The 24316-nt window shown below is 61.9% G+C and carries 19 protein-coding genes; 4 read left to right on the forward strand and 15 right to left on the reverse strand.

The features are described 5' to 3' along the window. Positions 1 to 57 precede the first annotated feature (57 nt). The 3 genes from gltB to hemE all read left to right on the forward strand — a co-directional run bounded on the left by gltB (position 58) and on the right by hemE (position 7278). Positions 58 to 4506 carry a glutamate synthase large subunit gene (gltB, locus tag ACA057_RS01995; protein WP_497345537.1) on the forward strand — a complete coding sequence of 1483 codons (4449 nt, stop codon included), beginning with the start codon at positions 58 to 60 and terminating at the stop codon, positions 4504 to 4506. A 33-nt stretch (positions 4507 to 4539) separates the two neighbouring features. Beyond that, on the forward strand, positions 4540 to 5958 hold the full coding sequence (locus ACA057_RS02000) for an FAD-dependent oxidoreductase (RefSeq protein WP_401359524.1): 1419 nt from the start codon (positions 4540 to 4542) through the stop codon (positions 5956 to 5958). 252 nt (positions 5959 to 6210) lie between these two features. Continuing rightward, positions 6211 to 7278: a uroporphyrinogen decarboxylase gene (gene hemE / locus ACA057_RS02005; protein WP_497345539.1), complete on the forward strand. Its 1068-nt coding sequence runs from the start codon at positions 6211 to 6213 to the stop codon at positions 7276 to 7278. Positions 7279 to 7422: 144 nt separating this feature from the next. On the opposite strand, the gene ACA057_RS02010 is transcribed toward hemE, so the two are convergent. Then, positions 7423 to 8697, reverse strand: coding sequence for an MFS transporter (locus tag ACA057_RS02010; RefSeq protein WP_497345541.1), 1275 nt, complete (start codon positions 8695 to 8697; stop codon positions 7423 to 7425). 118 nt (positions 8698 to 8815) lie between these two features. Here ACA057_RS02010 and ACA057_RS02015 point away from each other — a divergent pair, with 118 nt between their 5' ends. Continuing rightward, the gene (locus ACA057_RS02015; protein WP_497345543.1) at positions 8816 to 9718 is read left to right on the forward strand and encodes a LysR family transcriptional regulator; all 903 of its coding nucleotides are present in this window, start codon (positions 8816 to 8818) and stop codon (positions 9716 to 9718) included. Positions 9719 to 10363: 645 nt separating this feature from the next. Here ACA057_RS02015 and ACA057_RS02020 read toward each other — a convergent pair. From ACA057_RS02020 to ACA057_RS02085, 14 genes are all read right to left on the reverse strand, one after another. Then, positions 10364 to 11590 carry a beta-ketoacyl-ACP synthase gene (locus ACA057_RS02020; protein WP_497345545.1) on the reverse strand — a complete coding sequence of 409 codons (1227 nt, stop codon included), beginning with the start codon at positions 11588 to 11590 and terminating at the stop codon, positions 10364 to 10366. Beyond that, positions 11590 to 12318 (reverse strand): 3-oxoacyl-ACP reductase FabG, encoded by a 729-nt coding sequence (fabG, locus tag ACA057_RS02025; RefSeq protein ID WP_497345547.1) that lies wholly within the window; start codon positions 12316 to 12318, stop codon positions 11590 to 11592. The genes ACA057_RS02020 and fabG overlap by 1 nt, the downstream gene beginning before the upstream one ends. Then, positions 12315 to 12776 (reverse strand): hotdog family protein, encoded by a 462-nt coding sequence (locus ACA057_RS02030; RefSeq protein ID WP_497345549.1) that lies wholly within the window; start codon positions 12774 to 12776, stop codon positions 12315 to 12317. Before ACA057_RS02030 ends, fabG begins: the two co-directional genes overlap by 4 nt. Next, positions 12773 to 13969: a beta-ketoacyl-[acyl-carrier-protein] synthase family protein gene (locus ACA057_RS02035; RefSeq protein WP_497345551.1), complete on the reverse strand. Its 1197-nt coding sequence runs from the start codon at positions 13967 to 13969 to the stop codon at positions 12773 to 12775. Before ACA057_RS02035 ends, ACA057_RS02030 begins: the two co-directional genes overlap by 4 nt. Beyond that, positions 13966 to 14451, reverse strand: a complete 486-nt coding sequence (locus tag ACA057_RS02040) for a hypothetical protein (protein WP_497345553.1) — start codon at positions 14449 to 14451, stop codon at positions 13966 to 13968. Before ACA057_RS02040 ends, ACA057_RS02035 begins: the two co-directional genes overlap by 4 nt. Positions 14452 to 14564: 113 nt before the next feature. Beyond that, positions 14565 to 15290, reverse strand: a complete 726-nt coding sequence (locus ACA057_RS02045) for a class I SAM-dependent methyltransferase (protein WP_497345555.1) — start codon at positions 15288 to 15290, stop codon at positions 14565 to 14567. Further along, positions 15287 to 16534, reverse strand: a complete 1248-nt coding sequence (locus tag ACA057_RS02050) for an NAD(P)/FAD-dependent oxidoreductase (RefSeq protein ID WP_497345557.1) — start codon at positions 16532 to 16534, stop codon at positions 15287 to 15289. The genes ACA057_RS02045 and ACA057_RS02050 overlap by 4 nt, the downstream gene beginning before the upstream one ends. After that, positions 16521 to 17681, reverse strand: coding sequence for a cation:proton antiporter (locus ACA057_RS02055; RefSeq protein WP_497345559.1), 1161 nt, complete (start codon positions 17679 to 17681; stop codon positions 16521 to 16523). The genes ACA057_RS02050 and ACA057_RS02055 overlap by 14 nt, the downstream gene beginning before the upstream one ends. Next, positions 17678 to 20017, reverse strand: a complete 2340-nt coding sequence (locus tag ACA057_RS02060) for an MMPL family transporter (protein WP_497345561.1) — start codon at positions 20015 to 20017, stop codon at positions 17678 to 17680. The genes ACA057_RS02055 and ACA057_RS02060 overlap by 4 nt, the downstream gene beginning before the upstream one ends. Further along, positions 20001 to 20603, reverse strand: a complete 603-nt coding sequence (locus ACA057_RS02065; protein ID WP_497345563.1) for an outer membrane lipoprotein carrier protein LolA — start codon at positions 20601 to 20603, stop codon at positions 20001 to 20003. The genes ACA057_RS02060 and ACA057_RS02065 overlap by 17 nt, the downstream gene beginning before the upstream one ends. Next, on the reverse strand, positions 20600 to 21025 hold the full coding sequence (locus tag ACA057_RS02070) for an acyl-CoA thioesterase (RefSeq protein ID WP_497345565.1): 426 nt from the start codon (positions 21023 to 21025) through the stop codon (positions 20600 to 20602). The genes ACA057_RS02065 and ACA057_RS02070 overlap by 4 nt, the downstream gene beginning before the upstream one ends. Next, positions 21018 to 22562, reverse strand: coding sequence for an HAL/PAL/TAL family ammonia-lyase (locus ACA057_RS02075; protein WP_497345567.1), 1545 nt, complete (start codon positions 22560 to 22562; stop codon positions 21018 to 21020). The genes ACA057_RS02070 and ACA057_RS02075 overlap by 8 nt, the downstream gene beginning before the upstream one ends. Beyond that, on the reverse strand, positions 22543 to 23490 hold the full coding sequence (locus ACA057_RS02080; protein ID WP_497345569.1) for a lysophospholipid acyltransferase family protein: 948 nt from the start codon (positions 23488 to 23490) through the stop codon (positions 22543 to 22545). Before ACA057_RS02080 ends, ACA057_RS02075 begins: the two co-directional genes overlap by 20 nt. Then, a complete protein-coding gene (locus ACA057_RS02085) occupies positions 23487 to 24221 on the reverse strand; it encodes a glycosyltransferase family 2 protein (protein ID WP_497345571.1) in 735 nt (244 codons plus the stop codon). The genes ACA057_RS02080 and ACA057_RS02085 overlap by 4 nt, the downstream gene beginning before the upstream one ends. Positions 24222 to 24316 lie beyond the last annotated feature (95 nt).

The raw sequence follows: 24316 nt of genomic DNA on the forward strand, positions 1-24316 counted from the left end.
TGGTTGAATTGAAAAGAAATTTGCCTCGACAAGAGGCAGCCTGGTGAGAAAGTGTCTATGAAAGCAGGTCTGTACCAACCAGATGAATTCAAGGATAACTGCGGTTTCGGCCTGATAGCCCATATGCAGGGCGAGCCCAGTCATACCCTTTTGCAAACGGCCATCGAGGCCCTGACCTGCATGACCCACCGCGGTGGGATCAACGCCGACGGCAAGACCGGTGACGGTTGCGGTCTGCTGATTCAGAAGCCGGATGTGTTCCTGCGTGCCATCGCCCAGGAAACCTTCGGCGTCGAACTGCCCAAGCAATATGCGGTGGGCATGGTCTTCTTCAACCAGGACCCGGTCAAAGCCGAAGCCGCTCGCGAGAACATGAACCGCGAGATCCTGGCCGCCGGCCTGCAACTGGTCGGCTGGCGCAAAGTGCCGATCGACACCAACGTCCTCGGCCGCCTGGCCCTCGAGCGCCTGCCGCAGATCGAACAAGTGTTCATCGGTGGCGCCGGCCTGAGCGATCAGGACATGGCGATCAAGCTGTTCAGCTCCCGTCGTCGCTCGTCCGTGGCCAACGCCGCCGACGTCGATCACTACATCTGCAGCTTTTCCCACAAGACCATCATTTACAAAGGCCTGATGATGCCGGCGGATTTGACCGCCTTCTATCCAGACCTCAGCGACCAGCGCCTGCAAACCGCGATCTGCGTGTTCCACCAGCGCTTCTCCACCAACACCCTGCCGAAATGGCCGCTGGCTCAACCGTTCCGCTTCCTGGCGCACAACGGCGAGATCAACACCATCACCGGCAACCGCAACTGGGCCGTGGCCCGTCGCACCAAGTTCGCCAACGACCTGATGCCCGATCTCGAAGAGCTCGGCCCGCTGGTCAACCGTGTCGGCTCCGACTCCTCGAGCATGGACAACATGCTGGAGCTGATGGTCACCGGTGGCATCGACCTGTTCCGTGGCGTGCGGATGATCATTCCGCCTGCGTGGCAGAACGTCGAAACCATGGACCCGGACCTGCGTGCGTTCTACGAATACAACTCGATGCACATGGAACCGTGGGACGGCCCGGCCGGCGTGGTAATGACCGATGGTCGCTACGCGGTGTGCCTGCTCGACCGTAACGGTCTGCGTCCGGCGCGTTGGGTTACCACCAAGAATGGTTTCATCACCCTGGCCTCGGAAATCGGTGTCTGGAACTACCAGCCTGAAGACGTGATCGCCAAGGGCCGTGTTGGCCCGGGCCAGATCTTTGCCGTGGACACCGAAACCGGTCAGATCCTCGATACCGACGCCATCGACAACCGCTTGAAGTCGCGTCATCCGTACAAGCAATGGCTGCGCAAGAATGCCCTGCGCATCCAGGCGACCATGGAAGATAACGACCACGGTTCGGCGTTCTACGACGTTGACCAACTCAAGCAGTACATGAAGATGTACCAGGTCACGTTCGAAGAGCGCGACCAGGTGCTGCGTCCGCTCGGCGAGCAAGGCTACGAAGCCGTTGGCTCGATGGGCGACGACACGCCGATGGCCGTGCTGTCCCAGCGCGTGCGCACGCCGTACGACTATTTCCGCCAGCAGTTCGCGCAGGTCACCAACCCGCCGATCGACCCGCTGCGTGAAGCCATCGTCATGTCGCTGGAGATCTGCCTCGGTGCCGAGCGCAACATCTTCCAGGAGTCGCCGGAACACGCCTCGCGCGTGATCCTCAGCTCGCCGGTCATTTCCCCGGCCAAGTGGCGCTCGCTGATGAACCTCGATCGTCCGGGCTTCGAACGCCAGATCATCGACCTCAACTACGACGAAAGCGTCGGCCTTGAAGCGGCGATCCGCAACGTTGCCGATCAGGCTGAAGAAGCCGTGCGCGCCGGTCGCACCCAGGTCGTGCTGAGCGACCGTCGGATTGCTCCGGGCAAATTGCCGATCCACGCTTCGCTGGCCACCGGCGCGGTGCACCACCGCCTGACCGAAAAAGGCCTGCGCTGCGATTCCAACATCCTCGTGGAAACCGCCACCGCTCGCGACCCGCACCACTTTGCGGTGCTGATCGGTTTCGGCGCCTCGGCGGTCTACCCGTTCCTGGCCTACGAAGTACTGGGCGACCTGATCCGTACCGGCGAAGTCCTGGGCGACCTCTATGAGGTGTTCAAGAACTACCGTAAAGGCATCACCAAAGGTCTGCTGAAGATCCTGTCGAAGATGGGCATCTCGACCATTACCTCGTACCGCGGTGCGCAACTGTTCGAAGCCATCGGCTTGTCCGAAGAAGTGTGCGGGCTGAGCTTCCGGGGCGTGCCAAGCCGTATCAAGGGCGCGCGTTTCGTCGACATCGAAGCCGAGCAGAAAGCCCTGGCCGCCGAAGCCTGGAGCCCGCGCAAGCCAATCCAGCAGGGCGGTTTGCTGAAGTTCGTCCACGGTGGCGAATATCACGCCTACAACCCGGACGTGGTCAACACCCTGCAGGCCGCTGTGCAGCAGGGCGACTACAGCAAGTTCAAGGAATACACGGCACTGGTGGACAACCGTCCGGTGTCGATGATTCGCGACATGTTCAAGGTCAAAACCCTGGACACGCCGCTGGACATCAGCGAGATCGAACCGCTGGAATCGGTGCTCAAGCGCTTCGACTCCGCCGGCATCTCGTTGGGCGCCTTGTCGCCGGAGGCTCACGAAGCCCTGGCCGAAGCCATGAACCGCCTCGGTGCGCGTTCCAACTCCGGCGAAGGCGGCGAAGACCCGGCGCGCTACGGCACCATCAAGAGCTCGAAAATCAAGCAGGTTGCGACTGGCCGTTTCGGCGTGACCCCGGAATACCTGGTCAACGCTGAAGTGCTGCAGATCAAAGTCGCCCAGGGCGCCAAGCCCGGCGAAGGCGGTCAACTGCCAGGTGGCAAGGTCAACGGTCTGATCGCCAAACTGCGTTACGCAGTGCCGGGCGTGACCCTGATTTCGCCACCGCCGCACCACGACATTTATTCGATCGAAGACTTGTCGCAGCTGATTTTCGACTTGAAACAAGTCAACCCGAAGGCGCTGGTCTCGGTGAAGCTGGTCGCAGAAGCAGGCGTCGGCACCATCGCCGCCGGTGTGGCCAAGGCCTATGCGGACTTGATCACTATCTCCGGCTACGACGGCGGCACCGGTGCATCGCCGCTGACCTCGATCAAATACGCAGGCGCGCCGTGGGAACTCGGCCTGGCCGAAACCCACCAGACCCTGCGCGGCAACGACCTGCGCGGCAAAGTCCGGGTACAGACCGACGGCGGCCTGAAAACCGGCCTCGACGTGATCAAGGCAGCCATTCTCGGCGCTGAAAGCTTCGGCTTCGGCACCGCGCCAATGATCGCGCTGGGCTGCAAATACCTGCGCATCTGCCACCTGAACAACTGCGCCACTGGCGTCGCGACTCAGAACGAGAAGCTGCGCAAGGATCACTACATCGGTACCGTCGACATGGTGGTGAACTTCTTCACCTACGTCGCCGAAGAAACCCGTGAGTGGCTGGCCAAGCTGGGCGTGCGTTCCCTCGAAGAGCTGATCGGCCGTACCGATCTGCTGGACATCCTCGAAGGCCAGACCGCCAAGCAGCAACACCTGGACCTGACCCCGTTGCTGGGCAGCGATCACATCCCGGCGGACAAACCACAGTTCTGCCAGGTCGAGCGCAACCCGCCGTTCGACAAAGGTTTGCTGGCCGAGAAAATGGTCGATATGGCCACCTCGGCCATCAACGACAAGAGCGGCGCCGATTTCGCCCTGGATATCTGCAACTGCGACCGTTCGATCGGCGCGCGGATCTCCGGTGAAATCGCGCGCAAGCACGGCAACCAAGGCATGGCGAACGCACCGATCACCTTCCGCTTCAAAGGGACGGCCGGTCAGAGCTTCGGCGTGTGGAACGCCGGTGGCTTGAACATGTACCTGGAAGGCGATGCCAACGACTACGTCGGCAAGGGCATGACCGGCGGCAAGCTGGTGATCGTTCCGCCGAAGGGCAGCATCTACAAGACTCAAGACAGTGCCATCATCGGCAACACCTGTCTGTATGGCGCCACGGGCGGCAAGCTGTTCGCCGCCGGTACCGCGGGCGAGCGTTTCGCGGTGCGTAACTCCGGTGCTCACACCGTGGTGGAAGGCACTGGCGATCACTGCTGCGAGTACATGACCGGTGGTTTCGTCTGCGTGCTGGGCAAGACCGGCTACAACTTCGGCTCAGGCATGACCGGTGGTTTCGCCTACGTGCTCGACCAGGACAACACTTTCGTTGACCGGGTCAACCACGAATTGGTGGAAATCCAGCGGATCAGCGGTGAAGCGATGGAAGCCTATCGCAGCCACTTGCAACGCGTGCTGAACGAATACGTCGAGGAAACCGACAGCGAATGGGGTCGTAACCTCGCTGAAAACCTCGATGACTATCTGCGTCGTTTCTGGTTGGTCAAGCCTAAGGCTGCCACCCTGAAATCGTTGCTTTCCAGCACCCGTGCCAACCCGCAGTGATATGCGCCTGAAGAGTTTGATGAGGTTTTAACAATGGCTGAACGTCTGAATAATGACTTCCAGTTCATCGAGGTCGGGCGCAAGGATCCGAAGAAGAAACTGTTGCGTCAACGCAAGAAAGAGTTCGTGGAGATCTACGAACCCTTCAAACCCCAGCACTCGGCCGATCAGGCCCACCGCTGCCTGGGTTGCGGTAACCCGTATTGCGAATGGAAGTGCCCGGTGCACAACTTCATTCCGAACTGGCTGAAACTGGTGGCCGAGGGCAACATCCTCCAGGCCGCCGAGCTATCGCACCAGACCAACACCCTGCCGGAAGTCTGCGGCCGGGTGTGCCCGCAGGATCGTCTGTGCGAGGGTGCCTGCACCCTCAACGACGGCTTCGGCGCGGTGACCATCGGTTCGGTCGAGAAGTACATCACCGACACCGCGTTCGCCATGGGCTGGCGCCCGGACATGTCCAAGGTCATCCCGACCGGCAAGCGTGTTGCGATTATCGGCGCGGGCCCTGCGGGCCTGGGCTGTGCCGACGTGCTGGTACGCGGTGGCGTAACCCCGGTGGTGTTCGACAAGAACCCGGAAATCGGCGGTCTGCTGACCTTCGGCATCCCCGAGTTCAAGCTGGAAAAGACCGTGCTGAGCAATCGTCGCGAAGTCTTCACCGGCATGGGCATCGAGTTCCGCCTGAACACCGAAGTGGGCAAGGACGTGACCGTCGAGCAACTGCTCGAAGAATACGATGCCGTGTTCATGGGCATGGGCACCTACACCTACATGAAGGGCGGCTTTGCCGGTGAGGACCTGCCGGGTGTGCATGACGCGCTCGACTTCCTGATTGCCAACGTCAACCGCAACCTGGGCTTTGAAAAGTCGCCGGAAGATTTCGTCGACATGAAAGGCAAGAAGGTCGTGGTACTGGGCGGCGGCGACACGGCGATGGACTGCAACCGTACGTCGATTCGCCAGGGCGCCAAGTCGGTGACCTGTGCCTATCGTCGCGACGAAGCGAACATGCCGGGCTCGCGCAAAGAGGTGAAGAACGCCAAGGAAGAAGGCGTGAAATTCCTCTACAACCGCCAGCCGATCGCCATCGTCGGTGAAGACCGCGTCGAAGGCGTGAAAGTGGTCGAGACCCGTCTCGGCGAACCGGACGCCCGTGGCCGCCGCAGCCCCGAGCCGATCCCGGGCTCCGAAGAGATCATCCCGGCCGACGCCGTGGTCATCGCTTTCGGTTTCCGTCCAAGCCCGGCGTCGTGGTTCGAACAGCACAGCATCCAGACCGACAGCCAGGGCCGCGTCGTGGCCCCGGAACAAGGTCAGTACAAGCACCAGACCAGCAACCCGAAAATCTTCGCCGGTGGCGACATGGTTCGCGGTTCTGACCTGGTGGTCACGGCGATCTTCGAAGGCCGTAATGCCGCCGAAGGGATCCTGGATTACCTGGGCGTCTAAGCCCGAATCCTGAGCTGAAATGCAGTCACCCCTGTGGGAGCTGACCTGCCAGCGATAGCATCACCTCGGTCTGAATGACACACCGAGGTGGCCGCATCGCTGGCAGGCCAGCTCCCACAGTTGTTTCCCGGTGTTGCTAAATACTGAGTTTCATTGCGACAAATTGACCCGATAGACAAAAGGCTGACCTGCAACCGTGCCTTTTGCGTCGCGCTCTGAGAAAATGCCCGCACTTTTTTTCCGGATGCCGACATGACTGCCCTGAAGAACGACCGTTTCCTTCGCGCCCTGCTCAAGCAACCCGTAGACGTCACGCCTGTCTGGATGATGCGTCAGGCCGGTCGCTACCTGCCGGAATACCGCGCCAGCCGTGCCAAGGCCGGCGACTTCATGAGCCTGTGCATGAACCCGGAGTTCGCGTGCGAAGTCACGATGCAGCCGCTCGACCGCTATCCACAACTGGACGCGGCGATCCTCTTCTCCGACATCCTGACCATCCCCGATGCCATGGGCCAGGGCCTGTACTTCGAAACCGGCGAAGGCCCGCGCTTCAAGAAAGTCGTCAGCACCCTGGCCGACATCGAAGCCCTGCCGATTCCTGACCCGCACAAAGACCTCGGCTACGTCATGGACGCCGTCAGCACCATCCGCCGCGAACTCAACGGTCGCGTGCCGCTGATCGGCTTCTCCGGCAGCCCATGGACCCTGGCCACCTACATGGTTGAAGGCGGCTCGTCGAAAGACTACCGCAAGACCAAAACCATGCTCTACGACAACCCGCAAGCCTTGCACTTATTGCTGGACAAGCTGGCTCAGTCAGTAACCAGCTACCTGAACGGCCAGATCATGGCCGGCGCCCAAGCGGTGCAGATCTTCGATAGCTGGGGCGGCCACCTCTCGGCGGCGGCTTACCAAGAGTTCTCCCTGGCCTACATGCGCAAGATCGTTAGCGGCCTGATCCGCGAGCACGAAGGCCGCAAGGTGCCGGTCATCCTGTTCACCAAGGGCGGCGGGCTGTGGCTGGAAAGCATTGCCGATGCTGGCGCAGATGCGCTTGGCCTGGATTGGACCTGCGACATTGGCAGCGCCCGTGATCGCGTCGGCAGCAAAGTTGCGCTGCAAGGCAACATGGACCCGACCGTGCTGTACGCCAAGCCAGAAGCCATTCGCACCGAAGTCGGGCGCATCCTCGCCAGCTACGGTAAAGGCAGCGGCCACGTGTTCAACCTCGGCCACGGCATCACCCCGGAAGTCGATCCGGAACACGCGGGCGCGTTCCTGCGCGCGGTGCACGAGTTGTCGGCGCCGTATCACGAGTGACCGTGACGGGTTAATAAACACCCTGGTGGGAGCGAGCCTGCTCGCGATGAGGCCATAACATTCAACATCTAAGTTGGGCTGTTATGCCGCCATCGCGAGCAGGCTCGCTCCCACAGTTGTTTATGGTTGGCTGGAGATTTGTATTTAAGCTTTTACACCGCCGAGCGGCGGCAACTTCGCCAGTTTCAACGCCACCAGCAACGCAATCACCAGCAACCCACCAATAAACAACCCGATCCCGTTCCATCCACCCAGGTGCCAGAACACGCCCCCAGCCGTGCCGGCAATGCTCGACCCGGCGTAATAGCTGAACAGGTAAAGCGACGACGCCTGCCCCTTGGCTTTCAGCGCACGGCGGCCGATCCAGCTGCTCGCCACCGAATGCGCGCCGAAGAAACCGAAGGTGAAAATCAGCATACCGATGATCACCACCGACACCGGCGTGAACATCGTCAGCGCGAGGCCGGCGATCATCAGCACGATGGTGCTCCAGAGCATTTTGCGCCGCCCTAGTTTGTCGGCCAGGGCGCCGATTTTTGCCGAGCTATAGATACCCGACAGGTACACCACCGACAGCAGCCCGACGAAGGCTTGGTCCATGTGGTACGGCTCGGCCAGCAAGCGATAGCCGATGTAGTTGAACAGGGTGACGAAGGCGCCCATCAACACGAACGCTTCGAGGAACAACAGCGGCAGGCCGGCATCGCGAAAGTGCATGGTGAAACCGTCCAGCAGGCTGCGCGGGTGCAGCGAGCGAGCGCGGAAATTGCGCGACTCGGGGAGGATTTTCCAGAACACCGCCGCTGCAATCAGCGCCAGCCCGCCGATCACCAGCATCGCCGTGTGCCAGCTGACGAAGTCGATCAACACGCCGGTAATCAAGCGTCCGCACATCCCACCGATGGCGTTGCCGCCGATGTACAGGCCCATCGCGAGGCCAATGTGCTGCGGGTGGATCTCTTCGCTCAGGTACGTCATGGCCACCGCCGCCAGGCCACTCAACGACAACCCGATCAGCGCGCGCATGAGCAACACACCGTGCCAGCTCGGCATCATTGAACTGGCGATGGTGCAGAGTGCAGCGGCGAATAATGCGGTCACCATCACCGGTTTACGCCCGACGCGATCAGAGATCGGGCCGGTGATCAGCAGGCCGATGGCGAGCATGCCGGTCGCCACCGAGAGAATCAGGCTGCTCTGGGCTGCGTTGATCGAGTATTCGTGGGACAGCAGCGGCATCATCGGCTGCACGCAGTAAAGCAAGGCGAACGTCGCGAAGCCGCCGGAGAACAGCGCCAGCACCGTGCGCATAAACGCCGGCGTGCCTTTTTCGATGAAGATCTCTTTCAGTTCGGACACGACATCGTCCACTGCAGCGGGTGGAACTTCATGGGCGAGTGGGGCGACAGCAGTTTTCACTTCAGACCTCGGAGGGCGCAGCCGGTCAGGCAATGAAAAAAGCATATAGCTGCCTAATGATTCAATCCAATATATTGTTCGACCTGTTTGATAGGTTTTACGACCTAATGGAGTTTTCATGGAATTGCGTCACCTGCGCTACTTCATCGCCGTCGCCGAAGAACTGCATTTCGGCCGCGCCGCCCAAGTGCTGGGCATCTCGCAGCCACCGCTGAGCCAGCAGATTCAGGCGCTGGAGCAAGAGGTTGGCGCGCGGTTGTTCGAGCGGACCAATCGTCGGGTCGAGCTGAGTGAGGCCGGTCGGTTGTTCCTGGAAGAGGCGCGGTTGGTGCTGGCGCAGGTCGATAAAGCGGCTGACGTGGCACGGCGGGCGCAACTGGGCGAATTGGGCGAACTGAAGATTGGCTTCACTTCATCGGCACCGTTCAATTCGACCATTCCTCAGGCGATTTTTTCCTTTCGCCAACGCTTTCCGGCGGTGCACCTGAACCTGCGGGAGATGAGCAGTACCCAAGTGGCCGACGCGCTGGTGGATGAGTCGATCGAAGTCGGGATCATGCGACCGTTGGGTTTGCCGGATTCCCTTAGCGTCGTGGAATTGATGCGTGAGCCACTGGTGGCCGTGCTCAGTTCCAAGCATCCGTTGGTCACCGACAGTGAAGAGGGTTTGTTCCTGTCAGCCCTGGCCCTCGAACCTTTCGTATTTTTCCCACGCAGTTATGGCAGTGGTCTGTACGCCCAGTTGCTCAGCCTGGCGCGAGATGCAGGGTTTAGCCCGCACTTCGCCCAAGAGGCTGGCGAGGCGATGACCATCATCGGGCTGGTGGCGGCAGGGCTCGGTGTATCGGTGCTGCCGGCGTCGTACCAGCGGATGCGCATCGACGGCGTGGTCTATCGGCCGTTGCTCGATCCAGCAGCGGTGTCAGCCGTGTGGCTGGTGCAGCGCAAGGATCAGAAGTCGCCGATGGCCAAGGCGTTTGTAGAGTTGCTGACGCGCAAGGTTGAACCGCTGAAGGCGTGACTGCTGCGCAGTCATTCGCGGGCAAGCCCGCTCCCACAGGTTTCAGCGGTGTAAACATAATTTACGCCACGATGCGAAACCCTGTAGGAGCGAGGCTTGCCCGCGAAAGCGCCCGCAAGAACACTAAAAATTTGGCAGTTGCAGGTGACGATGCCAGAAGCTTCACCACCAGTCGTGGGACATTTCCGAAATACCTTAGGAAGGCTTCAGCGCCTTGCGGCATTGCCTACAACTAATCCAGAATCCGCCGGCTTGTGCGCCTTGGGGGCCATCGGTAACTTCGTTCGCATCACTGATTCCCAGTGATCGGGTTTAGTAGCCCGTGGATTAACGAGGCGCATCTGCGCTCCTGACAGTCAGGTATTTCATACCTGCACTTGATGGCAGCAGTGCGCAGGGCGCCTTCGGGCGCGCCGGTTTCTCGTGTCCCCGGCCTACTAACCTGCGCACAGCTGCCACTCTTTTGTGTAGTAGCGACTCGGTGACGGCTCCACTTTTGGACTGAATTATGCTTTCCCGAAAGGGGCTTGTGAGACTCTGAGGATCCTGGGCAACCAACCATCGCAGAGCCAGACAGGTACAGGGCGATGACAAGCCGACCTGTTTGTGAAGGGGCGCCGAAAGGCGCCCTTTGTCGTTTCAGCCCTACGCCCAGCGCTTGAAAATCAACGACGTATTAACCCCGCCAAACGCAAAATTATTGTTCATCACGTACTGGTTGCTCATCTGCCGGAACTCGCCGCGCAGGTAATCGAGCTGGCCGCAGTTCGGGTCGATATCGTCGAGGTTCAAGGTGTGCACGTACAGGTCGCGATTGAGCATTTCGATGCTGAACCAGGACTCCAGTGCACCGCAGGCGCCAAGGGTATGGCCAAGGAAACTTTTCTGCGAGCTGATCGGCATGTGTTCGCCGAACAGGCTGCTGGTCGCCAGTGTTTCGGCGATGTCGCCCTGTTCCGTCGCTGTGCCGTGGCCGTTCACGTAGCCAATGTCCGAAGGCTGTAGGCCGGCGTCTTCCAGCGCCAGTTCCATGGCCCGGCGCATGGTGGCCTGCTCTGGGCGGGTGGCATGCTGGCCGTCGGCATTGCTGCCGAACCCGACCAGTTCGGCATGAATGTGCGCGCCGCGAGCCAGTGCATGTTCGAGTTCTTCGAGCACCAGAATGCCGCCGCCTTCACCGATCACCAAGCCATCACGGTCACTGTCGTAAGGGCGTGGAGACGTCTGCGGAGCATCGTTTTTCAGGCTGGTGGCGTAGAGCGCATCGAAGACCATCGCTTCGGTCGGGCACAGCTCTTCGGCGCCGCCGGCGAGCATCAGCGGCAGGCGACCGAACTTGATCGATTCGTAGGCGTAGCCGATGCCCTGGCTGCCGCTGGTGCAGGCGCTGGAGGTCGGGATCAACCGGCCGGTGAGGCCGAAGAAGATGCTGATATTCGCTGCCGTGGTGTGCGGCATCATGCGTACGTAGGAGTTGGCGTTCAGGCCCTCGGCCACCGAATTGAGCAGCATGTTGCCGAATGCCTTGATCTCATCGGTGCTGCCGGTGGACGAACCACAGGAGACGCCCATGCGCCCGTCCTTGATCAATTCGTTGCCCAACAGCCCGGCATCGGCCAAGGCCTTTTCCGCCGCGTAGACCGCCAGTCGCGAGACCCGGCCCATGCTGCGCAGCTGTTTGCGGGTCCAGTGGCTCGGCACCTTGAAGTCGTCGATGGGCCCGGCCAGGCGCGTGTTGAGTTCGGTGAATCGATCCCACTCGTCCATCCGGCGGATGCCGCTGCGGTTGGCCGCGAAGTTGCCGGCGATGGTCTCCCAATCGCTGCCCAGTGAGGTGATGCCGGCCATGCCGGTGACGACGACGCGCTTCATCAGCACAGGCCTCCGTTGACGGCCAGAACCTGCCGGGTGATGTACGACGCTTCCGCCGACATCAGGAAATTCACGGCGCCAGCCACCTCTTGCGGGGTGCCCATGCGCTGTGCGGGAATCATTTTCATCAGTTCTTCCACCGGCACGTGTTCATCGAGCATTGCGGTGTCGATCAAGCCGGGCGCGACACAGTTGACGGTGATTTTGCGTTTGCCCAGTTCGATCGCCAGCGCCTTTGCCGCACCGATCAACCCGGCCTTGGAAGCGCTGTAGTTGACCTGGCCACGGTTGCCGATCAACCCGGACACCGAGGTGATGCAGACAATTCGCCCGGCAGCACGACGACGAATCATCGGCATCATCACCGGGTGCAGCACGTTGTAGAAACCGTCCAGATTAGTGCGCATCACCACGTCCCAATCATCCTCGCTCAGCGCCGGAAAAGCACCGTCGCGTGTCAGGCCGGCGTTCAGCACCACGCCGTAATAGGCGCCGTGGGTTTCCACGTCGGCTTCGAGAGTGGCTTTGCAGCTGGCGCGGTCGGACACGTCGAATTGCAGGATGCGCGCCGCGCGGCCCAAAGCCTCGACTTCGGCCTTGACCGATTCGGCGTCAGCCAGGCCGCTGCGGCAATGCAGCACGATGTCATGCCCGGCCTGGGCCAGGCGCAACGCGATAGCGCGGCCGATGCCACGGCTGGAACCGGTGACCAGTACGGATTCAGTCATGACTGGACTCCTTCGGGTTCATGAAGATATTGCGCGGCCTGAGGCGGGCGAAACACGTTCAGACGGGCGGTGGCGTGGATGCCGGGGGCGTTGATGTGGCATTCGAACACGCCCATGCCGTTGTCGTCTTCCAGGGAGCGGATCCCGTGGATGGTCAACTCGGTACCGGCAGGGAAGTGTTCGACGTTGCATTCGAATTTGCGGGTGCCGAGCAGAAAGCCCAGCGCCACCGCATCGCCCCGCTGGCGTGCGTGGCAACCGGCGTAGGCCGCGACGCTCTGGGCCATCAGTTCGATGCCGACCCAGGCCGGCATGCTGCCATCGGCACGGCTGAACAGGCCATCGGGCCGGACAGTGAGGCGGGTGTGAATCTGCTCGTCATCGAACGACAGGATCTGCTCGATGAAGATCATGTCGCCAGCATGGGGCAGCAATTCGGCGAGCGGCCAGTCAATCATGGTGCGTCTCCGATAATCAGGCTGACGTTATTGCCACCGAAAGCGAAGGAATTGCTCATCAGGTAGCGAGGTGCAATGGACGCCAGTCGATCGGCCGGGGTCACCCATTTCAGGGCCGGCAGTTGCGGGTCGGGCTGGCCGTCCCAGACGTGGGGCGGCAGGGCATGTTCGCGGTTGCCTGCGCTCAGGCTCAACCAGCAGAACGCCGCTTCCAGTGCGCCGGCAGCGCCGAGGGTGTGGCCGGTCATCGGTTTGGTCGACGAACACGGCACGCCGTCCGGGAACAGCGCCGCCACCGCCAGGCTTTCCATGGCGTCGTTGTGTTGGGTGGCGGTGCCGTGGAGGTTCAGGTAGCCGATCTGCCGGGGTTGCAGTTGCGCACGGCTCAAGGCCTTGCGCATCGCTTGTAGGGCGCCACGGCCGGTCGGTTCCGGCGCGGAAATGTGGTGCGCATCCGAGCTGGCGCCGCTGCCCAGCAGGGCGATCGATTGGCTATCGCCGGCAGTTTTGCTCATCAGGAACAGCACGGCGGCTTCACCGATGTTAATGCCGTTGCGGTTCACCGAGAACGGATTGCAGCGTTGCCCGGACACCGCCTCCAGCGCAGAAAACCCGTTGAGGGTCAGCTTGCACAAGCTGTCGACGCCACCGCACAGGACCGCGTCGCACACGCCCAGATCCAGCAGGCGCTGGGCACTCATCAGCGCCCGGGCACTGGAAGTGCACGCCGTGGAGATCACGTAGGCCGGGCCGCTCAGTTGCAGCCAATCAGCCAGGAAATTTGCCGGCGCCCCGAGTTCCTGTTGCTGGTAGTCGTAATCGGCCGGGAACTCATGCTCACGAATGTAATGGGCCAGCCCGCGACTGGCTTCGTCGATGCCCGAGGTGCTGGTGCCCAGAACGATGCCGATACGATCGCGGCCGTAGGTCTGGATCGCTTGGTCGATGTCCTGGCGAATTTGCAGCGCGGCTTCCAGCAGCAATTGATTATTGCGGGTGCTTTGCTCGGTCAGCTCGATGGGGATCGACGTGAGTTCACCGCGCACCGCCGCGACTGGCAATGACCGCTCTGTCACCCAGCCGTCTTCGCTGCGCATGCTGGAACAATCGCCGGCAAACAGGTTGCGGGCGACTTCTTGCTTGTCGCGGCCCAGGGCACAGATCACCCCGAGGGCGTTCAGGTAGGCCGTCATGGTGCGTCCCCAGTCAGGGGCGTGACTTGGTATTTCGGGCCTTTGGGCAGGTTCAATTCAAAGCTCATCGGTTGTGAGTAACGGACGTTCCAGCGTTCTGGCAGGGCGCGTTGTGCGCCGTGCTGCCAGGCGTCTGGATAGTTGCCTTGCAGTTCGTCCTTGGGTGTCAGCGCAAACAGCAACGCTGCGAACAACTCCCGGGCTTCCGGGTTGGGCGGCAGCAGGCCGTCGGCATGCCACTGGCCATCGACCAGCTTCTGGCGCGCCTGGGGAATGCCCAACAAATCCATCATCGACCAGCGAATGCCAGGGCCTTCACGCTGGATTACCAGCACCCAGTCCTGACGTTGATCAGCCAGCAGTCGCTGGATGTGCAATTGCAGCGGCAGCGCCAGGTTCGGGGTTTGCTCGGGCAGCGGTGCCTGGCTGGCGCAGGCGCTCAGCAACAAGGCACAGGCCGCCAACAAAAATCGCAGCGCCACCGCACACCCTGAGGGAGCGAGCTTGCTCGCGAAGGAGGACCATCCAACAAAATGGTTCGGCACACCGCTTTCGCGAGCAAGCCCGCTCCCACAGGTAAAGCAATCCGAGCCACTCACTCAACACCTTCCAGGGGCTTGCGCGCGACCACATTGACCAACGTTTCTTCCCGTTGCCCAAAAGGTTTTGGCCGACGCAGACCAACGCGTTCCAACAGGCCGAAATCCTTGGCACGACTCCACCACAAGTACGGATAAGACACATTTTGCGGGCCGAATTCAAAACCCTGGCGACGAATCATCTCCAGGTAGCCGGCGGCGCTCTTTTGCACGTGCATCGGATGGCGGAACAACCAGCGAATCACCCAGGTATCAATGTAAGCCTCGGTGGATTCGGCGAACAGCAAATAGCCGCCCGGCTTGAGTACGCGATAGAACTCGGCCAGGGCCCGTTCCTGCTCCACCAGATGATGAAAGGTCTGGTGACAGAACAGCAGATCGACGCTGGCGTCCGGCACGTTGATGCTCGCACAGTCGCTGCCGATCAGTTCCACCTCGAAACCCTGGCGGAAGGCTTCTTCGCCGCTCAGGTCGAGGCTGTGCGGGTCGGCGTCCAGACCGATCAGGCGCTGGGGCGCAAAGGTCTGGCGCAAATACTGGAACGACTTGCCCTGGCCACAACCAGCGTCCAGCAGCACCGGGTTGTTCGGCGGCATTTCGCTGAACAGGCTGCGCAAATCGTTGATCGCTACCCGCAATACGTGATGCTGCCAGGTGTGGCTACGCAGGAACCAGAAACCGAAACGGGTTTCTTCAACGTAGTTGTCGCTCAGGTAACTCATGTGGCGTCCCTGGCACACAGTTCCGAGAGCATCCGCAGTCGGCGCTTGGGTTCGGCGACGAACGGGTTGCGCTCATCCCAGGCATAACCGGCGAGGATCGAGCAAATCATGCGGCGGATGTCCGGCGAGCTGTCCGGATGGTAGATCACATCCTGGAAGGTCCCGGCGTACCAGCCTTCGACGTAGCAACGGAAGGTGTCGACGCCGCGTTTGAGCGGTTCGGCGAACTCGGTTTGCCAGTCAACGCTTTCGCCTTGCAGCTGACGGTGCAGCACCCCGGCGGCCATGCTGGCCGAGCGCATGGCGATGGTCACGCCGGAGGAAAACACCGGATCAAGGAATTCCGCGGCGTTGCCCAGCAGCGCAAAACCCGGGCCGTGGAGGCTTTTGACGTTGGCCGAATACCCGCCGATGGTCCGCGCCGGTGTATCCCACACGGCATTTTCCAGGACGCCGGCCAGGCTGGGTGTTTCGCCAATAAACCCGCGCAGGCACTCGTCCAGATTCTCCATGCGGCCTTCGAAATGTTCGGCGGCCGCGACCACGCCCACCGAGCAACGACCGTTGCTGAACGGGATGGTCCAGAACCAGATATCGCGGTGGATCGGGTGGGTGGTGATGAGGATTTTTTCGCGCTCGAAGGTCGGGCTGTCGATGTGGTCCTCGACGTGGGTGAACACGGCTTGGCGCACCGGGAAATTCGACGGCGCTTCGAGGTCGAGCAAACGCGGCAGCACACGCCCATAGCCGCTGGCATCGAGCACGAACCCGGCTTCGACGCGGTACTGGCTGCCGTCTTCGCGAAGCACATCCAGCTGAGGTTTCGGCAGGGTGAAATCGACGCTGACGATGGCTTCGCCGTAGCGGATCTCGACGCCTTGCAGCGCGGCCTGGTCGGCCAGCAGCTTGTCGAAATCGGCGCGCTGGACCTGGAACGTGGTCGGCTTGCCGTGGGTGAAGGTGTCGCCGAAATCAAAGGCGCTGTACTGCTCGCCCCAGGCGAACGCGGCACCGTTTTTCCGCTGGAATCCGGCGGCGTTGACGGCGTCGAGCATGCCCGCTTCCTCGACGAAATCCAGGCAGTGCGACAGCAGGCTTTCACCGATGGAAAACCGTGGGAAATGCTGGCGTTCGATCATCAGCACGTCGTGACCCTTGCGCTTGAGCAGCGCGGCGGCGATGGCGCCCGAAGGCCCCGCGCCGATCACCACTACCTGGCGACGTTCCATTTCAACTGTTGGCACGTGAGCTCCTTGCCGGGACGGCGATGTTCATGGGGGTTCGGTGCATGCCGGCGAGTGCCGGCAGCAGTGTCGCGATCAGGCCCATCACCATCAGCGCAAAGTACAGCGCCGGGCTGATGAGCTGTTGTTGCAGCAGCAGGTTGAGAAAGACGATCTCACTCAAGCCACGAATGTTCAGCAGGATACTTTCCCGCCAACGACTGGCACCTTCAAACGAGGCGCCGGCCCAGCCGAGGCCGATCCAGTTGCCCAGCAGTTTGCTGGCAATCGGGAACAGCAGCAGTGCGCTCAATTGCACCCAGCCGAGGCTGGCCATGGCGCTGTGGACGTCGATCTGCACGATGCCGAAGGTGATGATCAGCGGGATCGCGATGTAGGTTTGTAAATGACTCATCCAGATCACCGGCAACGGCAGCACCAGCGGCACCTTGAGCGCAGCCATGCACAACAGATAACCGATGCCGAAAATCAGTGCATTGAGCTTGAAGTGTTCCGCCACCACCAGCAGCGCGAAGAAGCAACAGCTGTGCAACAACGGTTGGCGCAAGCCGCACAGGCGCAGCAGCAACGGCAGGCAGGCGCCGGCCAGCGGCAGCAGGAGGCTGCTGGCGTGCAGGCTGCCTTGGGCAAAGCCGAACAGCGTCCAGCACGTCAGGTCGATGAGGATGGCGGTCTGCACCAGTCGCCGGGTCGCGGTGGGCGGGTAGTTGATGTGGCGCAAATACAAATACAACACCGGAATCGCGGTGATGGCGAACACTAAACCGACGGCCAGCGAGCTGATCCACGCTTGCGCAGGCAGTAACCACACCGCCGTCGCCAACCCGCAGGCAAACGGAACGCAAAAACTTGGCAGGGCGATTTTCAAACTCTGACGGTCGAGTCGCAGGTCGATCACGTCACTCAGAATATGCCCCAGCAACAAGGCAAAGCTCAGGCTGTAGAGGTTTTTCAGCCACCCCGGCGAGATCAGTTCGGCACCGCTGAGTTGCCAGCCTGGCTCTATCCAGAAGTACATCAACAGCGGCAGGCCGAAGGTTGCCAGCAGTAACTGGCTGACGATCGGAATCACGCCGAAATGACGACCGACGCGGGTCGCCACCGCGAACAGTGCCAGGGCCATCGCCCAAAACAGCACGACCATCATGCTGCCGACTCCGCGACCGGGACCACATGGGCTTGTCGTCCGGCCCACGGCGCCAGCAGGAAGCTGAACGCCAGGCCCAGGCTCACCGACAGACCGAAGTTGCTCACCGCCGGCGTGCTCGACACCGCCAGCAAACCGAACGACAGCCAGGTGGTCACCGCCGCCAGCAAGGTGCCCAGCAGGCTCACGGCGGCGCCGCCGACCTGCTCGCGCATGAGGATCGCGTAATCGACGCTGATGGCCGTCACCAGCAGCAGGCCGAACAGGCTGAACAGCGTCAGCGGCTGCCCGAGCCAGCCGAGACTGGCCAGGCTGCACAGCGCCGCCAACAGCGGCAGGGAGACGATTCGCAGCGCGCCGCCGAAGCCGAACGGCAAGATCAACACCAGCACGATCAACACACAGGACGCGAGTTTCAATTCGGCGGCGCTGATCTGGGTCGCGGCAAAAACCGAGTTCAACTCGCCCAGTCGATCGACCAATTCCACACCCGGTAAGTCCAGCGCCTGGACCCGCAGCAAGGAAGGATTGTTCAAGCCCTGCAGGCTGACCATCGCCGCCACGCCGTCATCGGTCGGGCCCAGCCACAGCGCGCGATAGGGTTCGGCCAACGGCCCGGCCAGCGCGGCGTCGATGTCTTCGGTGGGCAGTGCCTGCAACTTCGCCAACTCGGTATTCAGCGCCTCGACCGGCACGCCGACGTCGAGCAGTGGCTGCCAGAACTGCGGCAGCCGGGTCAGCGCCTCGCGCACTTGCCGCTGTTCGCTCGGTTGGCTGACCAGTTGATTGAGCGACAGATAACCCTGGAGTTTTTCCAGATTGACCAACTGATCGAGCCGCTCGCTCAGCGCGGTCTGGCGCTCGAGCAATGCTTGCTGATTGGCCGCGCGCACCAGGAAGAACTGGCTGGTGGGTTGATAACCGGTGATGCGCGCAATGGTCTGGGCTTCGTCGGTCAATTGCTGCGGTGCGCCGACCCATTGGCGAATATCGTTTTTGCTCTCGAGCTGCAACAAACCACCGACACAAAAGGCGATCAGTAGCGCCAGCAACACCGGCGTGCGGGCGTATTTCAGTAGCGACTCACGCAACCCCAACAAGTACTCGGACACTCGCAGCGGCCATTGCGCGGGGCGCAGGTCCACGCCCTTGAGCAGCGCCGGCAACAGGCACACGGCGGACAGGTAGGCGCCGAGCAGCCCGGCGGCGGAGAACACGGCAATCTGGGTCAACGCCGGAAATGGCGTCCACGCCAGTGCCAGGTAGCCGATGCAACTGGTGATCAGGCTCAGCGTCAGGCCGGGCAGAGTCAGGCGCAGGGCTGGCCAACTGTGCCAGGGTTTCAGGCTCCAGCTCTTCGACAGGTAATGCAGCGGGTAATCGACGGCGACGCCGATCAGGCTGGAGCCGAGCACCAGAGTCATCACGTGCATATGACCGAACAGCGCCACGCAAGCCACCGCGCCGAAGAGCATGCCGACCAGTACGGGAACGAAGGCCAGCAACACTCGCCAGCGGCGGAAGGCGAGCAACAGCAGTAACAAAATCCCCAACGTTGCGCCGCCGCCGACCCAGGTCATTTCCCGGGTGGCCTGCTGTTGACCGGCTGCCGCGTAGAGCAAGCCGCTGGCGGCCAGCAGTTGTACGTCGCCCTGGGCGGCCTCTTCGCGGCTGTGTTTGAGCAGATCGGCCACTTGCAGTGGCAGGTTCATGTCGAAGGCATTGCCGGTGGTTCGCGCCCGCAACAGCACCCAACTCTTGCCCTCGGCATCGGCGACCAGCGCGCCGCTGCCGATGTCCAGTTGCACCGAGCCGTGTTGCGGCTGGCTGTTCTGGATGCGCCCGGTCAGGCCTAGCCAGTCGTCCTGGCTCGGCACCAGACTGAAACCGGTGAACGGGTCGAACAGCGCCTGCACCCGTTGCTGGATAAACGCGTCGGGATGCTCGATCAGTTGCTGCCGGTCCTCTGCCGAGAGCATCGCCAGTCGGCCTTGGAGCAATTGCATGCGCAGTGCGGGGAGGTCGGCTTGCAGGTTCCACTGGACCTTTTCGAACAGGCCGCTGGCCTGCCACTGCTCGCCCAGTTTCTGCGCCATGGCGATGGCTTGCGTACGATCCTTGTGGCCGACCAGCACCAGCATTTCGCGGTTCAGCGGTTCTTGCATGCGTTGTTCGGCGCGCAGTTCCAGCGCGTCCGGCGCGGTGCCCGGTACCAGTTCCATCAGGTTGGCCGACAGCGGCGCGCCGTCACGCCATTGCCAACCGGCGAGCGCGAGCACCGCCAGCAGCAGGATCAGGAAGAGCTGCGGGAGCCTGCGTTCACTCGGCAAAGTCATGTTGCTCCGCGTCGCTCAACGGTTGGGCGCTGGTAGTGTCTTGCATGCGCAAGAGCGTGCTGTCGCCCTGGGTTTCCAGCAGTTCGATGCTGTGCACCAGTTCACCGCCGGTGATGTTGATCTGATTGAACACCTGCTTGAGCAACATTGAGCGCGGGATCAGCGTTAGTTTCCAGTGCTGTGCGTCGCCGCTCAGGGACAGCTCGAAATCCCGTTGCAGCCCGCTGCTGTCACCTTGCAGCACCGCGAGGAACAAACGGTTCTGCTCGGCGCCGGCGCTCTTGTTCGGGAGCATTTGCCAACCGCTGGCGTCACGCCGGGCAATGCCCTTGGCGCTGATGCGGTAATCCTGTTGCAGCGGGGTTTTCAACAGCCAGAGCAAGCCATGGTTTTTCGCCAGGACAAAAGTGCCCTTGCTGGTCAGCGGCTGGGGCAAGGCACGCAGGTGTTTTTCCTGGATGAAGTTGCCGTGGATCACATCGGGTTTGGCCAGTTGGTTGCTGAGTTGTTGCAGATCGAACGCGTATGCAAACGAGGACAATCCAAGCAACGCTAAGGCACCAAGGCATTTGAAGAAAGGGTTCATGCGAGCATCCTTTCAACGGCGTCGGTGAAGACCTTGGGCGAGGCCAATTGCATTTCGCGGTTGCTCATGTCGACGGCGACTTGCACGGAGCTGGCGCGGGTCAAGCGCTCGCCGGTATCCAGGTCGCTGATCAGGTAGTTGATCTTCAGACGGTTCTCCCACTCCACCAGATTGGCGCGCACGTTCAACTTCTGGCCGAACACCGCGCCGCGCACGTAACGCAATTGCAGGTCGATCACCGGCCACGCATAGCCCGACTCGACCATGGCGCTGTAATTGTGGCCGATCTTGTCCAGCAGCGCGCAGCGAGCGACTTCCAGGTATTTGACGTAATGGCCGTGCCAGACCACGTTCATGGTGTCGACGTCAAAGAACGGCACGAGGATTTCCGTATCGGTGTGAAGCACTCCCTTGCTACGCATGCAGCCTCCAGTGTTGCTCGGTGATGCGTTGCAGGCACAGGCGCAATTCGCCTTCCAGCGCACGGTCTTCGATCACCGGCGGGAAGTCCTTGGCCAGTTCTTCGTGCATGGCAGCCAGCGATGGCGGCAACGGCCTCGCGTCCTCAACCTGGCTGCGCAGCCACACGCCTTGATTGGCGGCCAGCAGCGTGGCGGCGGCGACCTGCTCGGTCAGCTCCAGCACGCGGATCGCATCGCGGGCGGCGATGGTGCCCATGCTGACCTTGTCCTGGTTATGGCACTCGGTGGAACGCGAGAAGACGCTGGCCGGCATGGTGTTTTTCAGCGCTTCGGCGGTCCAGGCGCTGGTGCCGATCTGCACGGCTTTGAAGCCGTGGTTGAGCATCGCGCGATCAGCCGTGGCGCCGGACAAATTGCTCGGCAGGCCATGGTTGTAGCGCTCATCCACCAGCAACGCGAGTTGCCGGTCGAGCAAGTCCGCGACGTTGGCCACCAGGGTTTTCAGGCTGTCCATGGCGAACGCGATGTGGCCGCCGTAGAAGTGCCCGCCGTGCAGCACGCGTTCGGCTTCGGCGTCGATGATCGGGTTGTCGTTGGCGCTGTTGAGTTCGATCTCGATGAACGAGCGCAGCCAGTTCAGGCTGTCGGCCAATACGCCGAGGACGTGGGGCGCACAACGCAGGGAATAGCGATCTTGCAGGCGATGCAGTGGCGCGGTTGGCGCGTCGATCGCCAGGTCCTTGCGCAGCCACGCGGCGACTTGCATCTGCCCTGGATGAGGTTTGGTGGCGAACAGGCGTTCGTCGAAGTGTTCCGGGTTGCCTTGCAACGCGACCACGTTCAGCGCCGTGATGCGCGTGGCCAGTTGCAGCAGGTAATCGGCGCGGGCGTAGGCCAGGCAGGCGATGCCGGTCATCACGGCGGTGCCGTTCATCAGCGCCAGGGCTTCTTTCGGACGCAGGACCAGTGGCGCCCAACCGAGTTCGCGGTGCACGTCGGCGGCTTGTCGGCGTTCACCACGGAACAGCACTTCGCGCTCGCCGGACAGGGTCGCGGCGACATAGGACAACGGCGTCAGATCACCGCTGGCGCCCACCGAACCTTCTTCCGGGATCAGCGGCAGGATGTCGTGCTCAAGGAACGCTTGCAGGCGTTCGAGCAGTTCCACGCGAACCCCGGACACGCCCTGGCACAGCGACTGTAAACGCGCCGCCAGCACCGCACGCGTGGCTTGGGCGTCGAGCAACTTGCCCAGGCCGCAGCCGTGGAACGTGTACAGATGACGGGGCAGGGCCTCGACGTGGTGCAACGGCACCGCGACCACGCACGAGTCGCCGTAACCGGTGGTCACGCCATAGATCACGCCTTCCTTGTCCAGCAGCGAGTCCAGGAACTGCGGACCCTTGGCGATGCGCCGGCGAAACTCGGGGTCGCCTTGCAACTGCGTCGGCACCTGACGGTTGGCCAGGGCCAGCACGTCTTCGATGCGCAAAGGGAGTTCGCCGAAGGTTACCGGCTCAAGCGTTGGCGTCGTCATCGGTCTTCCAGAAAGGGTAAAAGTTGAACCATTGTTGAGGCGCTTCAAGGCAATAGTGGCCCAAGCGTTCGGCGTAGCGGGTCGCCCACTGATGAATGACCTGCTCGCGGTCGCTGCGTTTCCATACGACAGCCTCGGCGAACGGTTCGAGGGTCAGTCGATAGTCGCCCGTTGGTTTTTTCAGGCACAGCATCAGGTTGATCGGGCATTTGAGCAAACCGGCCAGCAGCCAAGGCCCTTGCGGGAACGCGGCGGGGTGGCCGAGGAAATCCACGGTCACGCTGCGTCCGCCGTGCAGCGGTACGCGGTCGCCGGCAATCGCCAGCCACTCGCCGCGCTCCAGGCGTTCATGCAGTTGCAGCATGATCAGCGGGTCCAGCTCGCTGACCTGAATCAGCCGCAAGTTGGTCGCCCCGGCTTCGCCGAGCAAGCGATTGAACTGTTCGGCGTGCTTGGTGTGCACCAGCACGTTCATCGTGACTTTCTCGCCAATCTCCGCCAGCGCGCGGCAGACCTCAAGATTGCCCAGGTGCGCGCCCACCAGCATCTGCCCGCGAGTGCCGCGCAGTTGATTGCGCAGCAATGCCGGGTCGATGATTTCAATCTGCTCGATACTCAGCTTGCCGTTCCACACGTCGAGCTTGTCGAGCATCGAGTCGGCGAACGCCATGAACTGGCCGAACACTCGCCAATGGCTCGGGCGCAAATCGCTGCGACCGTTCCAGTCGGCGAGCCGTTGCTGGTATTGCCAGGCGCTGCGGCGGGCGCTGCGACCGAACAGGAAAAAGTACAAAACGATGCCGTACAGCAGCGGGCTCAACACTCGTCGGCCCAGTACTTTGGCGCCGAACGCGGTGAGCTTCATCAGCCAGAAACTTCCGCGTTCCTGGCGGTCGGCCCAGTGTTGTTTATCGGCGTTGCTGCTCATGCTCGCCACCGTCGCCAGAGGATCACCGGGGCCCGCAGCAACATGCCGAAGAACAGCCGGGTGTGCATGCTCGAAATCAGCACATTGTCGTGGAACATACGAAAGTGCGAGACGCCGTCCAGCGGGTAATGGACGTGGGTGGGCAGCCACAGCATCGGCTGATTGCGCCAGGCCAGTCGCACGAGAATGTCGGAATCGAAGTCCATGCGCTTGCCGATCTTCGCCGAGTCGATCAGCGCCAGGGTCGGCGGCAATGGGTAGAGGCGGAAGCCGCACATGGAGTCGCGAATCTGCAACGACAGCGTGTTGATCCAGACCATCACGTGCGTCAGGTAACGGGCGTACAAGCGACCTTTCGGCACACTGGCGTCGTATTGCGGATAGCCGCAGATTAGTGCGTCGGGATGGGCGCGTGATTGCTCGATGAAGGTCGGAATGTCTTGCAGGTCGTGCTGACCGTCGGCGTCCACCTGCAACACGTGAGTGAAACCCAGCCGCGCGGCTTCGCGCATGCCGGCCATCACCGCGCCGCCCTTGCCTTGGTTGGCGGCGAGTCGGATCAGGTAAACCCGGTCGCGCAGCGCCAGTTGATCGAGCACTTTTGCGCAGGCTTGATCGCTGGCATCGTCGACCAGGATGCACGGCAAGTGGCTGGCGATCAGCGCGTCGACCACGGTGGTGATCGCGGTTTCGTGGTTGTAGACCGGGACCACGGCGCAGGGGTTATGCATGCTCGCTTACACCTGAGAGACCGCATTGATCCCATCGCGAGCAGGCTCGCTCCCACAGGGGGGCTGCGTCGATCACACATCCAATGTGGGAGCGA

It is taken from the genome of Pseudomonas sp. LBUM1661 (genome assembly GCF_059695925.1).

Coding starts and splice junctions, on each gene's coding strand:
- ACA057_RS02030 (WP_497345549.1), bottom strand. CDS start 12,776: ATGATTGACTGGCCGCTCGCCGAATTGCTGCCCCATGCTGGCGACATG.
- ACA057_RS02015 (WP_497345543.1), top strand. CDS start 8,816: ATGGAATTGCGTCACCTGCGCTACTTCATCGCCGTCGCCGAAGAACTG.
- ACA057_RS02045 (WP_497345555.1), bottom strand. CDS start 15,290: ATGAGTTACCTGAGCGACAACTACGTTGAAGAAACCCGTTTCGGTTTC.
- ACA057_RS02065 (WP_497345563.1), bottom strand. CDS start 20,603: ATGAACCCTTTCTTCAAATGCCTTGGTGCCTTAGCGTTGCTTGGATTG.
- ACA057_RS02000 (WP_401359524.1), top strand. CDS start 4,540: ATGGCTGAACGTCTGAATAATGACTTCCAGTTCATCGAGGTCGGGCGC.
- fabG (WP_497345547.1), bottom strand. CDS start 12,318: ATGACTGAATCCGTACTGGTCACCGGTTCCAGCCGTGGCATCGGCCGC.
- ACA057_RS02080 (WP_497345569.1), bottom strand. CDS start 23,490: ATGAGCAGCAACGCCGATAAACAACACTGGGCCGACCGCCAGGAACGC.
- ACA057_RS02075 (WP_497345567.1), bottom strand. CDS start 22,562: ATGACGACGCCAACGCTTGAGCCGGTAACCTTCGGCGAACTCCCTTTG.
- gltB (WP_497345537.1), top strand. CDS start 58: ATGAAAGCAGGTCTGTACCAACCAGATGAATTCAAGGATAACTGCGGT.
- ACA057_RS02060 (WP_497345561.1), bottom strand. CDS start 20,017: ATGACTTTGCCGAGTGAACGCAGGCTCCCGCAGCTCTTCCTGATCCTG.
- ACA057_RS02055 (WP_497345559.1), bottom strand. CDS start 17,681: ATGATGGTCGTGCTGTTTTGGGCGATGGCCCTGGCACTGTTCGCGGTG.
- ACA057_RS02070 (WP_497345565.1), bottom strand. CDS start 21,025: ATGCGTAGCAAGGGAGTGCTTCACACCGATACGGAAATCCTCGTGCCG.
- ACA057_RS02020 (WP_497345545.1), bottom strand. CDS start 11,590: ATGAAGCGCGTCGTCGTCACCGGCATGGCCGGCATCACCTCACTGGGC.
- ACA057_RS02085 (WP_497345571.1), bottom strand. CDS start 24,221: ATGCATAACCCCTGCGCCGTGGTCCCGGTCTACAACCACGAAACCGCG.
- hemE (WP_497345539.1), top strand. CDS start 6,211: ATGACTGCCCTGAAGAACGACCGTTTCCTTCGCGCCCTGCTCAAGCAA.
- ACA057_RS02035 (WP_497345551.1), bottom strand. CDS start 13,969: ATGACGGCCTACCTGAACGCCCTCGGGGTGATCTGTGCCCTGGGCCGC.